Origin of the sequence: Mycolicibacterium sp. MU0050, from assembly GCF_963378085.1 — a bacterium.
Classification (GTDB): domain Bacteria; phylum Actinomycetota; class Actinomycetes; order Mycobacteriales; family Mycobacteriaceae; genus Mycobacterium; species Mycobacterium wendilense.
The window spans coordinates 937851-954592 of sequence record NZ_OY726395.1 but is presented as its reverse complement, the minus strand read 5'-3'; the positions used below and the strand labels follow the sequence as shown (position 1 = coordinate 954592).

The window sequence follows — 16742 nt, the reverse complement described above, 5'->3', positions numbered from 1 at the left end:
CACCACATCGTGACATCGGCCGCCACATAAGAACGGTCAATGAGATGTCCCACAGGCCACTCTTACGTTTCGCTCATCGTTTGCGACACGAGGAACATAACGGGGTGGGCACCCCCCGGCAACGCGAACGCCCCCGGCGAGCCAACCCGACAGCAGGTGACGAAAGTTTGCTGACGGAATTGACGCCCTTGACGACACATGCTCCGACCTGCATGTTATCCGGAGTCGTGTTAAAAGCCGGCACACGAGCGCGATTGGCCAGCAGACTTACCGGTAAGGGCACCCTAAGTCCCTAGTAAACAGCAGTACGCGGGTCAGGAATGATGCGGCGGCACGTTGTCCCGCAGCCATCGGTCGCGGTCCGAAACCTCGCGAACGTCCTCCGGATCGAACACATCCGGGGCCTCCTGGGGAATTTCCGTCCCGAAGATATTGTTAACTGTATTCCCGTCGCGGGGGGCCGATCCCGACACAGCCGACTCCTTACTGTGACCAAGATCACACTTCTGCCATTTTCCCTGTTCACGTGCTCGTAACCTAAGGGACTCCGCCTGTAACCCCCACTATTGCCAACAAAAACGCCGGGGGTCAACCACCCCCGGCGTTCGAGTCGATCCGCTGATCGAAACTTTGCGGCCCGCTCAGATCTCCAAACTCGACAGCTGGCCGATGACGTGGGTCGCGAGCGGGTTCAGCGTCGCCATGCCGTCGCGCACCGCCGCGCGCGAGCCCGACAGGTTGACCACCAGGGTGCTGCCCGAGATGCCGGCCAGGCCGCGGGACACCCCCGCATCGGAGATGCCCGCCGAAAGCCCGGACCCACGCAACGCCTCGGCGATGCCGAGCAGCTCGCGGTCCAGGATCTCCAGGGTGGCCTCGGGAGTCACGTCACGCGGGGTCACCCCGGTGCCGCCCACCGAGATCACCAGGTCGACCCCGCCGATCACGGCGGTGTTCAGGGCGTTCCTGATCTCCACCTCGTCGGCCGCGACCACCACGACCCCGTCCACGACGAAGCCGGCCTCGTTGAGCAATTCGGTGACCAGCGGCCCGCTATGGTCCTCCTCGCCATGCGCGGTCCGGTCATCAACGACCACCACGAGCGCCCTACCAACCAGCTCCACAGGCTGTTCCATGGATGCCACCGTATATCCGGCCACGGACAGCGGAATGACGGGATCGGTCGAAAGCGGCGGAAGCTGCCGGGTCATCAGCTGGCCTCGCCCAGCGTGACCTGTACCGATCCGGGCTTACCGGCGTCATCCAGGAAGCTCACGGTGATGGTGTCGCCGGGCGCCTTCGATCGCACCGCCGCCACCAGGGCGTCCGCACTGGCGATGACGCGGTCGTCGACCTTGGTGACCACCGCGCCGCTGGGCAGGCCGGCGGCCTCGGCGGCGCCGCCCTCGGTGACCTCCACGATCTTGGCGCCGTTGGAGGTGGTGTCGTTGCTCACCTGGACCCCCAACGACGCGCGCGAGGCCTTACCGGAGGAAATGAGCTCATCGGCGATGCGCTTGGCCTGGTCCACCGGGATGGCGAAGCCCAGGCCGATCGAGCCACCCTTCGGGCCACCCACGGCGTCCCCGCCCAGCGTGGCGATCGCCGAGTTGATACCCACCAATTCGCCGTTCATGTTCACCAGCGCGCCGCCGGAGTTGCCCGGGTTGATGGCCGCATCGGTCTGAATGGCGTCCAGCACCGTGTTCTGGTTCTTGGTGTCACCGGCTGTCGAAACCGGGCGGTTCAACGCGCTGACGATGCCCGTCGTCACGGTGCCCTCCAGGCCCAGCGGGGAGCCGATCGCGACCACGTTCTGCCCCACCCTCAGGTCCGCGGAGGAACCGATGGTGATCGGGGTCAGGTCGGACACACCCTCGGCGCGCACCACCGCGATGTCGCTCAACGGATCGGTCCCGACCACGGTGAACGGTGCGGTGCTGCCGTCGGCGAACGTCACGGTGGTGGTCGGCTTGGCGTTCCCACGGTTACGCGGGATCTGCGGCCGGTCAGGGTCCAGCGGCGCGGCCCCGGGGCCGGGCACCGGGCTGCCCGCCGCCGCCGAGACGACGTGGTTGTTGGTCAGGATCAACCCGTCCGAGGACAGGATGACCCCGGAACCTTCTTCGTTGGCCCGCCCCAGGCTGGTCTCGAGCTTCACGACACTGGGAACGACCTTCAGGGCCACCTGCTCGACCGAACCCGCGGGCACGTTGGCCGCCGGCACGCTGGGCGCGGAGCCCGTGACCGTGGTCATCGTGGAAGGCACCTGCTCGTCGGGCTGGGCAAGAAGTGCCACGCCGCCGCCGATTCCGGCGGACACCGCCGCGATGGCCAGCGCACCGACCGTCAAAGCTGCTGTGCGGGAACCGTTCCGACGCTTCGCCGGCGCCTGCGGTGCGGGCCGGTAGGGGCCGTACGGCGGGCGCGGCTGCTGCGCGCTCTGCTGCGTCGCGTAGCGCCAGTCATAGCCCTGCTGGTAGGCCCCCGGATACGGTTGCGGCGCATGGGGATCCGCACCCGCACGCGATCCGTGCGGGCCATGCTGGTGCGGAGAGTACCTCGGGTCGTTCGTCATGCGTCCTGTGCTTGTCCTTCACGTCAAAGCGCGGTCACAACGACCGGCTGTCCCCTACTTTGCCCGCCCCGACTGAGAATCCACTGAGATAACACTCGGTTGCGCTGGTGCTTTGTCACCATTGTGCTCGGTGGCGCTCGGCATATCGAGGTGCGACACGGGCGGCAGCGGCGCGCCGGGAAGTAGCACGTAGATCGAGGTACCCGGTGGATCGCCGCCCGGCACCGTGTCTTCGACCCGTAGCGCGCCGCCGTGTTTGAGGACAACGTGTTTCACGATGGCCAATCCGAGGCCCGAACCGGGCATCGCGCGGGCCTCCGGGGACCGGTAGAACCGCTCGAACACCAGGTGCCGGTCGGCCACCGGGATGCCCGGGCCCCGGTCGGAGACCACCAGTTCCGCGTGGCTGGGGTCCAGCTGGGTCAGCCGCAGGCCCACCCGGCCACCCGACGGGCTCCATTTGGCGGCGTTGTCCAGCAGGTTGAGAACCGCGCGCGACAGTCCCGCCGCGTCCCCGTAGACCTGCCACGGCGCGACGTCGACGTCGAACTCGATGTCGTTGCGGCGCCGACGGACCCGCTCCAGGCACCGATCGACCACCTCGGTCATGTCGACGGCCTCGTGGACGACGCTGCCGGCGTCGTCGCGGGTGAGGTCGACCAGATCCCCCACCAGCGTCGACAGTTCCTCGATCTGCCCGATCACATCGGTGCGCAGGTCGGCCATCTCGGATTCCGGCAACGGCGGGGCACCGGGCTTCTGCGCGGCCATGAGCAATTCGACGTTGGTGCGCAACGACGTCAGCGGCGTACGCAGCTCGTGACCGGCGTCGGCCACCAGCCGGGCCTGACGCTCGCGGGATTCGGTGAGCGCCCGCAGCATCGTGTTGAACGCCTCGGTCAGGCGCGCGAGTTCGTCGCTGCCGAACACCGGGATGGGCCGCAGGTCGTCGGTGCGCGCGACCCGTTCCGCCGCCTCGGTGAGCCGGGCGACGGGACGCAACCCGGTGCGGATCACGATGCCGCCCGAGATCGCCGCCACCGCAACGCCGATCCCGCCCACCACCAGGAGCACCCAGCGCAACTTGCTCATCACCGCGTCGGTGGGTGCCAGGCTCTTGGAGATCAGCAGGGTGCTGCCGTTGGGCAAATGCACCGCGAGTACCCGCTGGTCGTTGGCGGTCCGGCGGGACATGAACAGCTCACCGCGGATCACGGCCTTCTCGGTGGCACCGATCGGCAGAGTCTGGCCTTCCTGGTTCGCGGTGTAGATCGACCGCCCCGGGTTGATCAGCATCGCGTTGACGTCGGAATAGGCCGTACCCTCGATGGCCTTGCCGGGGTCGGCCGCCAGCGACCCACTGGCGATGAGCAGCTGGGCCCGGCTCTGCAGCTGGTTGTCGATGTCGTCGTAGAGCGCCGCGGCGACCACCGCGTACACCGCGACCGCCATCAAGACCACGACCATCGCCACCATGGACATGGCCAGCAACATCACCCGCCACCGCAGCGACAGCGACGTCGTGGCCCGCAACGGGGGCCGTTTGAGCGGTTGGGGATGCAACAACGCCATCAGGATCCCAGCGTCACGGCGGCGTCTCGCGCAGCACGTAACCCACCCCGCGCACGGTGTGGATCAGCCGTGGCTCCCCTTCGGCTTCGGTCTTGCGTCGCAGGTAGCCCACGTAAACCTCGAGGGCGTTGCCGGAGGTGGGGAAGTCGAATCCCCACACCTCTTCCAGAATGCGACTACGGGTCAGCACCCGCCGCGGGTTCGCGATCAGCATCTCCAGCAGCGCGAACTCGGTGCGGGTCAAACTGATGTGGCGGTCGCCCCGGGTGACGTCGCGGGTGGCGGGGTCCAGGGTCAGATCGGCGAACGTCATCGCCATCGAATCGGCCTGGTCGTCGCCGGTGGTGCGGCGCAGCAGCGCACGCACGCGCGCCAGCAGTTCCTCCAGCGCGAACGGCTTGGGCAGGTAGTCGTCGGCGCCCGCGTCGAGGCCGGCGACCCGTTCCGACACCGAATCACGGGCCGTCAGGACCAGGATCGGCAAGTCGTCCCCCGAGCTGCGCAGCTGCCGGCACACCTCGAGGCCGTCGAGCCGGGGCATCATCACGTCGAGAATCACCGCGTCGGGACGATCCTCGGTGATGGCGTTCAGCGCCTCGACGCCGTCCTCGGCCAGGCTGACGGAGTACCCGTTGAAGCTAAGGGACCTGCGCAGCGACTCGCGAACGGCGCGATCATCATCAACGACAAGAATCCGCACGGCAACCAGTGTTAACCGAACGCCTGAGACCAGGCTGAGAGGCGCGCCGGGTTCTGCTCAGGTCAGCGCTTGTCGAGGTCGACCAGGCCCAGGCGGGCGGCCTTGAGCAGGCGGCGCGGCACCTTGTGCTGCTGACCGGCGACGGTCACGGTGACCAGGCCGGGGGCCTCGGCCTTCCACTGCGCCCGACGGCTACGGGTGTTCGAGCGCGACATTCTGCGTTTGGGCACGGCCATGACGTGCATCTCCTTAGCGTTTGGGGACCCGAGGGTCAGTCGCGCACAACCCAGCGACGACAATTGCCGTTCAGGATAGCGGGTGACCTGCGCGCGCCCCAAATCAAGATTGCCGGTAGGCCACGTACACCGTGGCGACCAAGCCGACCACCATGCTCCACGCGAACACCCCGAAGGCGATCGCCGCGGTGTTGTCCTCGGTGCATCCGAGCCAGATCAACCAGGCCCCCAGCAGCAGCGAAAGCACCCCGGCCCCCAGGAGTCGGGCTTTCTCGCGGCCGCTGTACGGGCGGGGGTCGCGGGCGTACCGCCCGGCGCCGCGCGACCGCGGCGCCGGCGTCCTCGCCTCCCGCAGCAGCTCGACCACCATCCACACCGCGGCGGCCGCCACGATCCAGCCGACTAATGGCGAGCCTCGACCCGCCCGGGTGTCACCGAGTGGGTCGCTCATGCCGATCACGACGCCCAGCACCAGCCACAGCACTGCAAAGGGCAGCCGTCCCCACGGGCTCAACATCCGAGCAGTATGACGCCATCGGGTCTTGACGCGAGACCGGCGGTACCGGGTAACCTGCCGACTGGTTGGGTGAGTCCAGGCCGGCGAGGAGGGGAGAGCACGTGACGTCTGCGGTCCGGATCGGCAACTGCTCCGGCTTCTACGGCGACCGGCTGTCGGCCATGCGCGAAATGCTCGAGGGCGGCGAGCTGGACTACCTGACCGGCGATTACCTGGCCGAGCTGACCATGCTCATCCTCGGGCGCGACCGGATGAAGAACCCCGGCGGCGGTTACGCCAAGACCTTCCTGCGTCAGCTCGAGGACTGCCTGGGGTTGGCGCAGGACAAGGGTGTACGCATCGTGTCCAACGCGGGCGGCCTGAACCCGGCGGGCCTGGCCGACGCGGTGCGCGCACTGGCCGGCGAGCTCGGCCTCGACGTGCGCGTCGCCCACGTCGAGGGTGACGACCTGCTGAGCCGCGCCCCCGAACTCGGCTTCGGCGACGTCCTGACCGCCAACGCCTACCTGGGCGCCTGGGGCATCGTGGACTGCCTGAACTCCGGCGCGGACGTCGTGGTGACCGGGCGGGTCACCGACGCCTCGGTGATCGTCGGCCCGGCCGCGGCGCATTTCGGTTGGCAGCGCACCGATTACGACAAGCTCGCCGGCGCCGTGATCGCCGGTCACGTCATCGAGTGCGGCATCCAGGCCAGCGGCGGCAACTACGCGTTCTTCACCGAGGTGGACGACCTGACCCACCCGAGCTTCCCCCTGGCCGAGCTGCACGACGACGGCTCCGCGGTCATCACCAAGCATCCCGGCACCGGCGGCGAGGTCAGCGTCGGCACCGTCACCAGCCAGCTGCTCTACGAGATCACCGACGGCCGCTACGCCAACCCGGACGTGACCGCGCGGATGGACAGCGTGACGCTGACTCAGCAGGGCCCGGACCGGGTGGCGATCACGGGCGCTCGGGGCGAGCCGCCGCCGCCCACCCTGAAGGTGTCGTTGAACAGCATCGGCGGCTTCCGCAACACCGTGACCTTCGTGCTGACCGGCCTGGACATCGAGGCCAAGGCGCAGCTGGTGCGGCGCCAGCTGGAGGCGGCGGTGACCGTCCGGCCCGCCGAGATGCAGTGGACGCTGGCGCGCACCGACCACCCCGATGCCGACACCCAGGAGGCGGCGAGCGCGCTGCTGCACTGCACCGTCCGCGACCCTGACCCGGCCAAGGTCGGCCGTCGATTCACCAGTGCCGGAGTCGAACTCGCGCTGGCCAGCTACCCGGGCTTCCATGTCACCGCACCGCCCGGCGACGGGCAGGTGTACGGCGTATTCCGGCCCGGCTACGTCGACGCCGTCGCGGTGCCCCACGTCGCGGTGCACGCCGACGGCACCCGCACCGACATCGCCGCCGCCGAGGACACGTTGGCGTTGGCTCCGGTCGACGAGCCGTCGTTGCCCGCTCCCCTGCCCGGTGGCCCGACCCGGCGGTTACCGCTGGGCACCATCGCGGGCGCGCGCAGCGGCGACAAGGGCGGCAACGCCAACGTCGGCGTCTGGGTGCGGACCGAGGAGCAGTGGCGCTGGCTGGCCCACACCCTGACGGTGGACGCGTTCCGGGAACTGCTGCCGGAAACCGCGCAGCTCAACGTCACTCGGCATCAGCTGCCGCGGCTGTATGCACTCAACTTCGTCATCGAGGGCATCCTGGGCGCGGGGGTGGCCTACGCCGCGCGCTTCGATCCGCAGGCCAAGGGTCTCGGCGAGTGGTTGCGCGCCCGCCATGTGGATATCCCCGAAAGGCTGCTGCCATGACGGCGATCGCCTGCAGTCGGACCGTCGGATTCCGGACCGCGCCGGTGGCAAAGACGCTTGGATATCAGGCATGACCGTGCTGTCGTCGAGCCTGGACCCCTCCTCCGCCGCCTACGCGGCGGCCGCCGAGGCGCTCACCGTCAAGCTCGAGGACCTCGACGCGGAGTTGGCCAAGGCGGTCGCCGGCGGCGGCGGGAAGTACGTCGACCGGCACCGGGCCCGCGGCAAGCTGACGGCGCGCGAGCGGGTGGAGGCGCTCATCGACCCGGACTCGCCGTTCCTGGAACTGTGCGCGCTGGCCGGCTACGGCAGCGAGTTCCAGGTCGGCGCGAGCGTCGTCACCGGCATCGGCCAGGTCGAGGGCGTCGAATGCATGATCGTGGCCAACGACCCGACGGTCAAGGGCGGCACCAGCAATCCATGGACGCTACGGAAGAATCTGCGGGCCAACCAAATTGCGTTGGAGAACCGCCTTCCGGTGATCTGCCTGGTGGAGTCCGGCGGCGCGGACCTGCCGACCCAGAAGGAGATCTTCATCCCGGGCGGGCGACTGTTCCGCGACCTGACCCGGCTGTCTGCGGCGGGCATCCCGACCATCGCGCTGGTGTTCGGCAACTCGACCGCGGGCGGGGCGTACATCCCGGGGATGTCCGATCACGTGGTGATGATCAAGGAACGCTCCAAGGTGTTTCTGGCCGGACCCCCGCTGGTGAAGATGGCCACCGGCGAAGAATCCGACGACGAGGAACTCGGTGGCGCCGAGATGCACGCCCGCACATCCGGTTTGGCCGACTACTTCGCGGTCGACGAACTCGACGCGATCCGGATCGGCCGTCGCATCGTCACCCGGTTGAACTGGACCAAGCAGGGCCCGGCCCCTCGGGCGTTCGCCGCGCCGCGCCTGCCCGCCGAGGAACTCATCGGCATCGTGCCCGCCGACCTACGGATCCCCTTCGACCCGCGCGAGGTCATCGCCCGCGTTGTCGACGACTCCGACTTCGACGAGTTCAAGCCGCTCTACGGCAGTTCCCTGGTCACCGGGTGGGCCACGGTATGCGGCTACCCGCTGGGCATCCTGGCCAACGCGCGCGGCGTGCTGTTCAGCGCGGAATCACAGAAGGCCACCCAGTTCATCCAATTGGCCAACCGCTCCGACACTCCGTTGCTGTTCCTGCACAACACCACCGGCTACATGGTGGGCAAGGACTACGAGGCCGGCGGCATGATCAAGCACGGCTCGATGATGATCAACGCGGTGTCCAATTCGACGGTGCCGCACATCTCGCTGCTGATCGGGGCGTCCTACGGCGCCGGCCACTACGGCATGTGCGGACGGGCGTATGACCCGCGGTTTCTGTTCGCCTGGCCGTCGGCCAAATCGGCGGTGATGGGCGGCACCCAACTGGCCGGTGTGCTGTCCATCGTCAGCCGCGCCGCCGCCCAGGCACGCGGGCAGCAGGTCGACGAGGACGCCGACGCCGCCCTGCGCGCCGCCGTCGAGGCGCAGATCGAGGCGGAATCGCTGCCGATGTTCCTGTCCGGACGGCTCTACGACGACGGCGTCATCGACCCCCGCGACACCCGCACGGTGCTGGGCATCTGCCTGTCCGCCATCGCGAGCGGACCGATCGAGGGGACGTCGAACTTCGGCGTCTTCCGGATGTAGGCGCCGATGATCACCAAGGTCCTGGTTGCCAACCGCGGCGAGATCAGCCGCCGGGTCTTCGCCACCTGCCGCCGCCTCGGCATCGGCACCGTCGCCGTCTACACCGAACCCGACGCGGAGGCCGCGCACGTCGCCGAGGCCGACACCCGGGTGCAGATCAGCAACTACCTCGACGTCGACGCCATCCTGGGCGCGGCCCGCGCCGCCGGAGCCGATGCCATTCACCCCGGCTACGGATTCCTCTCGGAGAACGCCGGGTTCGCCGCGGCGGTGGCGGGGGCGGGGCTGCACTGGATCGGGCCTCCCGCCGCCGCCGTCGCGGCGATGGGATCAAAGGTCGAGGCCAAGAAGACGATGGCTGCCGCCGGCGTGCCCGTCCTCGAGGAACTGGACCCGGACACCGTCACCGCCGCGCAGCTACCGGTCCTGGTCAAGGCCTCGGCCGGGGGCGGTGGCCGCGGCATGCGGGTGGTCACCGACCTCGCGGCGCTGACCGCCGAGATCGAGTCGGCGCGGCGCGAGGCCGCGTCGGCCTTTGGCGACGCGACGGTGTTCTGCGAGCGCTATCTACCCACCGGCCACCACATCGAAGTGCAGATCCTCGCCGACACCCACGGCACGGTCTGGACGGTCGGCGAACGGGAGTGCTCGATTCAGCGGCGGCATCAGAAGATCATCGAGGAGGCGCCGTCCCCACTGGTGGAACGCGTCGACGGGATGCGCGCCCGACTGTTCGCGGCGGCGCGACTCGCGGCGGAGGCCATCGGTTACACCGGCGCCGGGACCGTGGAGTTCCTGGCCGACGACGACGGCGCGTTCTACTTCCTCGAGATGAACACCCGCCTGCAGGTGGAGCATCCCGTCACCGAGGCCACCACCGGACTCGATCTGGTGGAGCTGCAACTGCGGGTGGTCGAGGGCGAGCGGCTGTCCCCCGAACCCCCGGCGCCGCAAGGCCATTCGATCGAGGCCCGGCTCTACGCCGAGGATCCGGCGAAGAACTGGCAGCCGCAGGCCGGCACGGTGAGCCATTTCGAGGTCCCCACCGCGCGCACCGAGTTCGAAAGCTCCGGGCGGCCCGAGATCCGGTTGGATTCCGGCATCGTGGACGGGTCCACGGTCTCCATTCACTACGACCCGATGTTGGCCAAGGTCGTCGCCTACGCACCGAACCGGGGGCGGGCGGCGGCCATGCTGGCCGACGCGCTGACCCGCGCACGGCTGCACGGCCTACGCACCAATCGCGACCTGTTGATCAACGTGCTGCATCATCCGGCGTTCCTGGCCGGGGACACCAACACGGCGTTCCTCGATACCCACGGGCTGGCCACCCTGGCCGCGTCCCCACTCGACGCGACCACGCTGCGCCTGGCGGCCGTCGCCGCAGCGGTCGCCGACGCCGAGCGCAACCGGGCCACCGCGCCGGTGGCGTTGGGAGCGCCGATCGGATGGCGAAACGTAGTGTCCGGCAACCAGAGCAAGACCTATCGAGACGGCGGCGAGGTCGAGCGCCGCGTCGAGTACCGGTTCACCCGCACCGGGCTGACCCTGCCGGATGACGAAGGGGTGCGGCTGGTCTCGTCGACCCCGGACCGGGTGGTGCTGGCCGCCGCGGACGGCGTCGAAACCGCCTATGCGATAAGTCGATACGACGACGTCGTGGTGGTCGACTCGCCCCGCGGCGGCGTCGAATTCACCGCCGTGCCCCGCTTCGTCGAACCGGGGGCCGCGGTGGCCGAGGGATCACTGATCGCGCCGATGCCCGGGGTGGTGATCCGCACCGGCGCCGCGGTCGGCCAGGCCGTGACCGCGGGCCAACCCCTGGTGTGGCTGGAAGCCATGAAGATGGAGCACACGCTGACCGCACCGGGCGACGGAATCCTCACCGAACTGCCCGTCACGGCCGGACAACAGGTCGAAATGGGTGCCGTGCTGGCCGTGATCGCCGAAGCCGACGACTGAACGCAGAAAAGAAAAGGAAGACCCACGATGACGGAAACAGGTTTCATCGAAAGTCCCGAACGGCAGGCGCTACGCGCCGCCGTCGCGGCGATGGCGGCCAACTACGGGCCCGAGTACTACCTGGAGAAGGCCCGCGCCGGAGAACACACCAACGAGTTGTGGGCCGAGGCGGGAAAACTGGGCTTCATCGGGGTGAATCTGCCCGAGGAGTACGGCGGTGGCGGCGCCGGCATGTACGAACTGTCGCTGGTGATGGAGGAGATGGCCGCGGCCGGGTGCGCGCTGCTGATGATGGTGGTCTCGCCGGCCATCAACGGCACCATCATCGCCAAGTTCGGCACCGACGAGCAGAAGCGGCGCTGGCTGCCCGGTCTCGCCGACGGGTCCATCACCATGGCGTTTGCGATCACCGAACCCGACGCGGGGTCGAACTCGCACCGCATCACCACCACCGCCCGCCGCGACGGCAGCGACTGGATCCTTTCCGGGCAGAAGGTATTCATCTCCGGCGTCGACCAGGCGCAGGCACTGTTGGTGGTAGGCCGCACTGAGGAAGCCAAAACGGGCAACCTCAAGCCCGCGCTGTTCGTGGTGCCCATCGACACGCCCGGCCTGTCCTGGACCAAGATCGAGATGGAGATCGTCAGCCCGGAGTTCCAGTTCCAGGTGTTCCTCGACGAGGTTCGGCTACCCGCCGACGCGCTGGTGGGCTCCGAGGATGCTGCGATTGCGCAGTTGTTCGCCGGCCTGAACCCCGAGCGCATCATGGGCGCGGCCAGCGCGGTGGGGATGGGCCGGTTCGCCATCGAGAAGGCCACCGACTACGTCAAGACCCGCCAGGTGTGGAAGACGCCCATCGGAGCACATCAGGGCATCTCGCATCCGTTGGCCGCCAACCACATCGAGATCGAGTTGGCCAAGCTGATGATGCAGAAGGCGGCTGCGCTCTATGACAGCGGCGACGATTTCGGGGCCGCCGAAGCCGCCAACATGGCCAAGTACGCGGCCGGCGAGGCGTCGGTGCGCGCCGTCGATCAGGCCGTGCAATCCCTGGGCGGCAACGGCCTGACCAAGGAGTACGGCATCGCCTCGGTGCTGACCGCCTCCCGGTTGGCCCGCATCGCCCCGGTGAGCCGGGAGATGATCCTCAACTTCGTCGCCCAGACCTCGCTGGGCCTGCCCCGCTCGTACTGATGGACGCGTCGCAGGAGGCGAAGGTCGACTATCGCGTCGAGGGGCGCGCCGCCCGGTTGACGATGAACTCGCCGCACAACCGCAACGCCCTGTCGGCGGACCTGATCGCCGGGCTGCATCAGGGGTTGCGCGCGGCGAGCGCCGATCCCGAGGTCCGAATGGTGCTGCTGGGGCACACCGGCGGCACGTTCTGTGCCGGCGCCGACCTGAGCCAGGCCTCCGGCGACGCCACCGATCCCGAGGCGGTGGCGGCGGCGCGCGGCGCGGAGATGACGGCGCTGCTGCGGGCGTTGGTGGAGTGTCCGCTGCCGGTGATCGGGGTGATCGACGGGCATGTCCGGGCCGGCGGCATGGGTCTGGTGGGGGCCTGCGACATTGTGGTCGCCGGCCCCAGAAGCACGTTCGCGCTGACCGAGGCGCGCATCGGGGTGGCGCCCTCGATCATCTCGTTGACCCTGCTGCCGAAGTTGGCACCACGTGCTGCAGGTCGCTATTTCCTGACCGGAGAGAGCTTCACCGCGGAGGTGGCCGCCCAGATCGGACTGGTCAGCATCGCCGCCGATGATGTCGAGGCCGAGTTGGCGAGGCTGGTCGCGGACTTGGCCAAGGGTTCTCCGCAGGGGCTGGCGGCGTCGAAACGCCTGACCACGGCCGCAATCCTGGCGGGATTCGATCGCGACGCCGAAGCGTTGACCCGCGAGTCGGCGCGCCTGTTCGTGTCGGCGGAGGCCCGCGAAGGCATGCTCGCGTTTCTGCAAAAGAGGCCACCGGATTGGACCTGAACGGCCACGGACGCCAGCGATTCACCGGCCTCGCTTTGCGGTTGACAACGCGCGTCGTAGGCTCGTCTGCGATGAGCGATTCAGCGCAGCGCGACTCATCACTACGAGCCGCGGACACCGACCGGATACAGACCGCCCAACTGCTGACCGATGCGGCGGCACAGGGGCTGCTGGACCTGTCGGAATATGAGAGCCGCCTGAACAAGGCCTACGCCGCGGAAACCTACGGTGAGCTGGATCGACTGTCCGCAGATCTGCCCGGAATCGCCACCGTTCGCCGCGGCGCCTGCAAGCCCGCTCCCTCGACCGTCTTGCTGGCGATCCTGACCGGCTTCCAGCGTCGCGGCCGCTGGAACGTCCCGCAGAAGCTGACGACGTTCACGTTCTGGGGCGGCGGCGTCATCGACTTGCGCTACGCGGATTTCACCTCCCCCGAGGTCAACATCCGGGCCTACTCGATCATGGGCGGCCAGACCATCCTGTTGCCGCCCGAGGTCAACGTGCGCGTCGAGGGTTCGGGCGTGATGGGCGGGTTCGATCAGGTCGAGGAGCAAGGGTCTCCCGGCGCGCCGCGGATCAAGATCAGGGGCTTCGCCCTGTGGGGCAACGTCGGGATCAAGCGGAAGAACCGCCGACCGCACGGTCCCGACGACATCAGCTGAGCCGACGGGCCTTCGTGCCCGCCGCACGGGTTTACTCCGTGTCGTTGTCGTCGTCGTTCTTGGCGGTGTCGTCCTGGTCGTTGTTGTCGTTCTTGTCGGTGTTGCCGGTGGCGCGCTCGACAACATTCTTGACCTTGTCCTTGACGTCGTCGACCCGGTCCTTGAGCGCTTCGCGGCGCTCCTTGGCGGCCTCGCGACGCTCTTGGAGCCGTTCGGCGAGCGCCTCCCGACGCAGTTCGGCCGCGCTCGTGGTCGGCGCTTCCTCACCTCCGGCCGCTTCGGCTTCGACGACGGGCTGCGGGGGTGCGGGCTGCGGGGCGCCCGGGATCTCGAAGTTCTTGATGGCGTTGGCAAGCCCACCGAGCCCGGCGGTCTCGCCCTTCTCCGGAAGGAACGACGGAATCTTCAGTCCGGCACCGGGATTGAGTCCCGCGGCACCGGGATCGACGACGTCGACCTTTTGAGCCGGTCCGGGAGCAGGCCCAGCCCCGAAGCGCGCCACCTGGGGTCCCTCGGGTGCGGGCAGTTTCGATTCACCCAGCAATGCTTGTTGACCCGCTGCGGGGTCGTTGAAGGTGAGAGCCTCGGCTTCGGGCTCCGGGTCGAAGGCCTGCTTGATCTCGTCGACGATCACCCGGATCACACCCAGGGGCCCGCCGTTGAACAGGAAGCCCTGCACCAGCTTCGCAGCGAAAGTGAGCTCGGTGTCCTCGTCGTCGAGGTCCCCGGTTCCACCCGTGAGGCGGTTGACCGCCTCGATGAAGCTCTCGCGCAGGTCCTCCCACGGACCCTCGAGGAACTCGCCGAATTCTTCGAAGCCGGCCTCGCGGGCCAGGTGACCGGCGGCCGCGTACGGACCCCGCTCGAAGAAGTGGTCGTCGACGTCGACAGCGGCCAGGACACCCTCGTCCAGCAGGTAATACAAGGCGCCTAACGGCCCCAGAACCAGGGTGTCCTCCGTGACCTCCTGCCCGTAACCGTTGAAGAACGCCTGCAGCAGACCGGGGAAGGTGATCGCCATCAGCCGGTAGTCCTCGACGGTCAACTCCCGGAGATCCATCCCGGCCGGCGCCGAGGTGGTCGTGACATAGGTCTTCTCGGTCGCGTTCGGCAGGATCGCCGGCGTAGCAGCGACGATGGCCGTAGCGGTCGCGAGCGCGACGCCCGTGGTCAGGATCGGTTTGGCCGCCATGTGCAGAATCCCCCAATTCTTTGTGGCTCTGATGCCGCATCGAGAACGCACCCTCGCGCTCACGCAAAAACTCAGAACCCCCTGAGAGGATGCTAAGTGACGGTTTGCCCCCCGGCAACTCGAAATCGCATTATTAATCCTTCCCACCTGCGCATTTGTACCGCGCATCGTGTTATTCGGCGGCGGCAGTGTGCGCTGGGACGGGCCGGAAGAAGTTTGCTGACACGTCGACAAGTCTGAAATTACTTACGCCCGCCGACTCCCCATTCCGGGGAGCCGACGGGCGTAAGCGGGCGCTTCTTCTGTCTCGACCTACTCGGCGCTGTCCTTGCTGTCGGACTTCCTGGCGTCGCTGTCGCTGCCGCCGGTGGCACGCTTCACGGCGTCGCGGACCTTGCTCCTGGCGTCGTTGACCCGCTCCTTGACGGCTTCGCGACGCTCCTGCGCGCGCTCCTTGGCGGCCTCCCGACGCTCCTGGATCCGCTCCTCGGCGGCCTCCCGGCGCAGTTCGGCCCGGCTCTTGGTCTCGTCGCTCGCGGTCTCCTCCACGGAATCCGTCAGTGCGGCCTTCGGATCGACGTCGCCGGTATCACCGACCTGGCCCTGCTCGATATCGCCGGCGTCGGTCTCGTCGATCTCGGTCTCGAGGGCCTCGGCCTCGGGCGCCTTGATCTCGGGCGCCTTGATCTCGGGCGCCGTGGTCTCGGGGGCCTTGATCTCGGGGGCCTTGTCCTCGGGAGCCGTAGCCTCGACCTGCTCGTCGGCGGCCTTCAAGCCCTTGACGACGTCGCCGAGCCCCGCGGTCTCGCCGTTTTCGGGCAGCAACGACGGCGCCTTCGCGCCGGTCAGCTCGACCCCCTCGGGGTCCTCGGCCTGCGGTTCGACCGCGGCGACCTGCCCGCCCCGGTCGACCGACAGCGAAACCAGCCGGGCGACGCCCGATCCGTCGAGCTTGGGCGACGCGATGTCACCGAGCAGCGACGACACCGCCGACTCGGAGGTCGGAGCCTCCTCGTCCTCGCCCGCGTCCGGCAGCGGCGTCGGGTCGAAGACCTCCTTGATCAGCTCGACCACGATCTGGACCATCCGCAGTGGTCCTCCGTTGTGGATGAACTCGTGGACAAGGATCGCGGGCAACGAGTATGCGTCCTCGGTGCCGCCGGTGACTGCGTTGACCGCGTCGACGAAGGTGGCGCGCACCTTGTTCCACGGCTCCTCGATGAACTGGACGACGTCCTCGGAGGCGCCGGCGACCTCGGCCACGTACGCGGCGGCCGTGTAGGGGCCGTGCTCGAAGAAGAAGTTGTCGACGGCCAGACCAGCGAGCACGGTCTCCTCGCCGAGGTAGTACAGCGCGCCCAGCGGCCCCGTCGGGCAGGAGGCCCCTCTCTCGCTGCAATCCCCATCGCCTTTACCGCTGACCAGCGCCCCGTGTCCGTTGAAGAACGCGTGCAGCAGCCCGGGCAGCGTGACGGCCATCAGCTCGTAGTCGGCGACGGTCAGCTGCCGCGGCGCGGCCTCGGCCGACGCCGAAGCCGTTGCGACATAAGTCTTCTGTGCCGCCGTGGGCATGATCGCCGGCGTCGCCGCAACGATCGCGGCCGCACCGGCAAGAGCGACCCCGGTGGTCAGAATTGGCTTGGAGGCCATGTAGGAGTTCCCCGATTCTGTGCGTACAAGCTGCTGACTGGACGTGGTAGAAAAGCGGTACAAGGGCATAGGAAAACGCTGAGAAGATGCTAAGCGACGGTTTGCCAGGCGGCAACAGCCACGCAGCAGTGTTCATCCACCGCTCACCTACCCCAGTCGCGCCCGAGTGCGGACCGCCGGACAGCACGTTCGCGAAATATGTTGCGATTTGCCCGATATGTGACCAGGAACA

General features: G+C 68.4%; 14 protein-coding genes. 6 read left to right on the top strand and 8 right to left on the bottom strand.

Annotation, left to right across the window (positions count from 1 at the left end):
* Positions 1-641: 641 nt before the first annotated feature.
* From R2K23_RS04535 to R2K23_RS04510, 6 genes are all read right to left on the bottom strand, one after another.
* Positions 642-1211 carry a MogA/MoaB family molybdenum cofactor biosynthesis protein gene (locus R2K23_RS04535; protein WP_316514637.1) on the bottom strand — a complete coding sequence of 190 codons (570 nt, stop codon included), beginning with the start codon at positions 1209-1211 and terminating at the stop codon, positions 642-644.
* Positions 1211-2578 (bottom strand): S1C family serine protease, encoded by a 1368-nt coding sequence (locus R2K23_RS04530; protein WP_316514636.1) that lies wholly within the window; start codon positions 2576-2578, stop codon positions 1211-1213. The genes R2K23_RS04535 and R2K23_RS04530 overlap by 1 nt, the downstream gene beginning before the upstream one ends.
* 54 nt (positions 2579-2632) lie before the next feature.
* Positions 2633-4150, bottom strand: coding sequence for a sensor histidine kinase (locus tag R2K23_RS04525; protein ID WP_316514634.1), 1518 nt, complete (start codon positions 4148-4150; stop codon positions 2633-2635).
* Positions 4151-4163: 13 nt separating this feature from the next.
* Positions 4164-4850 (bottom strand): response regulator transcription factor, encoded by a 687-nt coding sequence (locus R2K23_RS04520; RefSeq protein ID WP_316514633.1) that lies wholly within the window; start codon positions 4848-4850, stop codon positions 4164-4166.
* Positions 4851-4912: 62 nt separating this feature from the next.
* Positions 4913-5086: a 50S ribosomal protein L32 gene (rpmF, locus tag R2K23_RS04515; protein WP_308481145.1), complete on the bottom strand. Its 174-nt coding sequence runs from the start codon at positions 5084-5086 to the stop codon at positions 4913-4915.
* A 103-nt stretch (positions 5087-5189) separates the two neighbouring features.
* Positions 5190-5603, bottom strand: coding sequence for a hypothetical protein (locus R2K23_RS04510; protein WP_316514631.1), 414 nt, complete (start codon positions 5601-5603; stop codon positions 5190-5192).
* 101 nt (positions 5604-5704) lie between these two features.
* Between R2K23_RS04510 and R2K23_RS04505 the strand changes: the two genes are divergently transcribed.
* The 6 genes from R2K23_RS04505 to R2K23_RS04480 all read left to right on the top strand — a co-directional run bounded on the left by R2K23_RS04505 (position 5705) and on the right by R2K23_RS04480 (position 13668).
* Positions 5705-7402 carry an acyclic terpene utilization AtuA family protein gene (locus R2K23_RS04505; protein WP_316514629.1) on the top strand — a complete coding sequence of 566 codons (1698 nt, stop codon included), beginning with the start codon at positions 5705-5707 and terminating at the stop codon, positions 7400-7402.
* 76 nt (positions 7403-7478) lie between these two features.
* Positions 7479-9068 (top strand): acyl-CoA carboxylase subunit beta, encoded by a 1590-nt coding sequence (locus R2K23_RS04500; protein ID WP_316517047.1) that lies wholly within the window; start codon positions 7479-7481, stop codon positions 9066-9068.
* A 6-nt stretch (positions 9069-9074) separates the two neighbouring features.
* The gene (locus R2K23_RS04495) at positions 9075-11030 is read left to right on the top strand and encodes an acetyl/propionyl/methylcrotonyl-CoA carboxylase subunit alpha (RefSeq protein WP_316514627.1); all 1956 of its coding nucleotides are present in this window, start codon (positions 9075-9077) and stop codon (positions 11028-11030) included.
* A 27-nt stretch (positions 11031-11057) separates the two neighbouring features.
* Positions 11058-12224 carry an acyl-CoA dehydrogenase family protein gene (locus R2K23_RS04490; RefSeq protein ID WP_316514626.1) on the top strand — a complete coding sequence of 389 codons (1167 nt, stop codon included), beginning with the start codon at positions 11058-11060 and terminating at the stop codon, positions 12222-12224.
* Entirely contained in the window at positions 12224-13006 is a 783-nt protein-coding gene (locus R2K23_RS04485; protein WP_316514624.1) for an enoyl-CoA hydratase family protein, read from the top strand. The genes R2K23_RS04490 and R2K23_RS04485 overlap by 1 nt, the downstream gene beginning before the upstream one ends.
* 71 nt (positions 13007-13077) lie before the next feature.
* Positions 13078-13668, top strand: a complete 591-nt coding sequence (locus tag R2K23_RS04480) for a DUF1707 SHOCT-like domain-containing protein (protein ID WP_316514623.1) — start codon at positions 13078-13080, stop codon at positions 13666-13668.
* A gap of 31 nt (positions 13669-13699) precedes the next feature.
* Here the strand turns inward: R2K23_RS04480 and R2K23_RS04475 are convergent, their stop codons facing one another.
* Complete coding sequence (locus R2K23_RS04475) at positions 13700-14860, bottom strand: hypothetical protein (protein WP_316514622.1); 1161 nt, start codon at positions 14858-14860, stop codon at positions 13700-13702.
* 312 nt (positions 14861-15172) lie between these two features.
* Positions 15173-16510, bottom strand: coding sequence for a hypothetical protein (locus R2K23_RS04470; protein WP_316514620.1), 1338 nt, complete (start codon positions 16508-16510; stop codon positions 15173-15175).
* Between the last annotated feature and the right edge of the window lie 232 nt (positions 16511-16742).

Coding starts and splice junctions, on each gene's coding strand:
- rpmF (WP_308481145.1), bottom strand. CDS start 5,086: ATGGCCGTGCCCAAACGCAGAATGTCGCGCTCGAACACCCGTAGCCGT.
- R2K23_RS04485 (WP_316514624.1), top strand. CDS start 12,224: ATGGACGCGTCGCAGGAGGCGAAGGTCGACTATCGCGTCGAGGGGCGC.
- R2K23_RS04490 (WP_316514626.1), top strand. CDS start 11,058: ATGACGGAAACAGGTTTCATCGAAAGTCCCGAACGGCAGGCGCTACGC.
- R2K23_RS04480 (WP_316514623.1), top strand. CDS start 13,078: ATGAGCGATTCAGCGCAGCGCGACTCATCACTACGAGCCGCGGACACC.
- R2K23_RS04475 (WP_316514622.1), bottom strand. CDS start 14,860: ATGGCGGCCAAACCGATCCTGACCACGGGCGTCGCGCTCGCGACCGCT.
- R2K23_RS04495 (WP_316514627.1), top strand. CDS start 9,075: ATGATCACCAAGGTCCTGGTTGCCAACCGCGGCGAGATCAGCCGCCGG.
- R2K23_RS04530 (WP_316514636.1), bottom strand. CDS start 2,578: ATGACGAACGACCCGAGGTACTCTCCGCACCAGCATGGCCCGCACGGA.
- R2K23_RS04510 (WP_316514631.1), bottom strand. CDS start 5,603: ATGTTGAGCCCGTGGGGACGGCTGCCCTTTGCAGTGCTGTGGCTGGTG.
- R2K23_RS04470 (WP_316514620.1), bottom strand. CDS start 16,510: ATGGCCTCCAAGCCAATTCTGACCACCGGGGTCGCTCTTGCCGGTGCG.
- R2K23_RS04525 (WP_316514634.1), bottom strand. CDS start 4,150: ATGGCGTTGTTGCATCCCCAACCGCTCAAACGGCCCCCGTTGCGGGCC.
- R2K23_RS04535 (WP_316514637.1), bottom strand. CDS start 1,211: ATGACCCGGCAGCTTCCGCCGCTTTCGACCGATCCCGTCATTCCGCTG.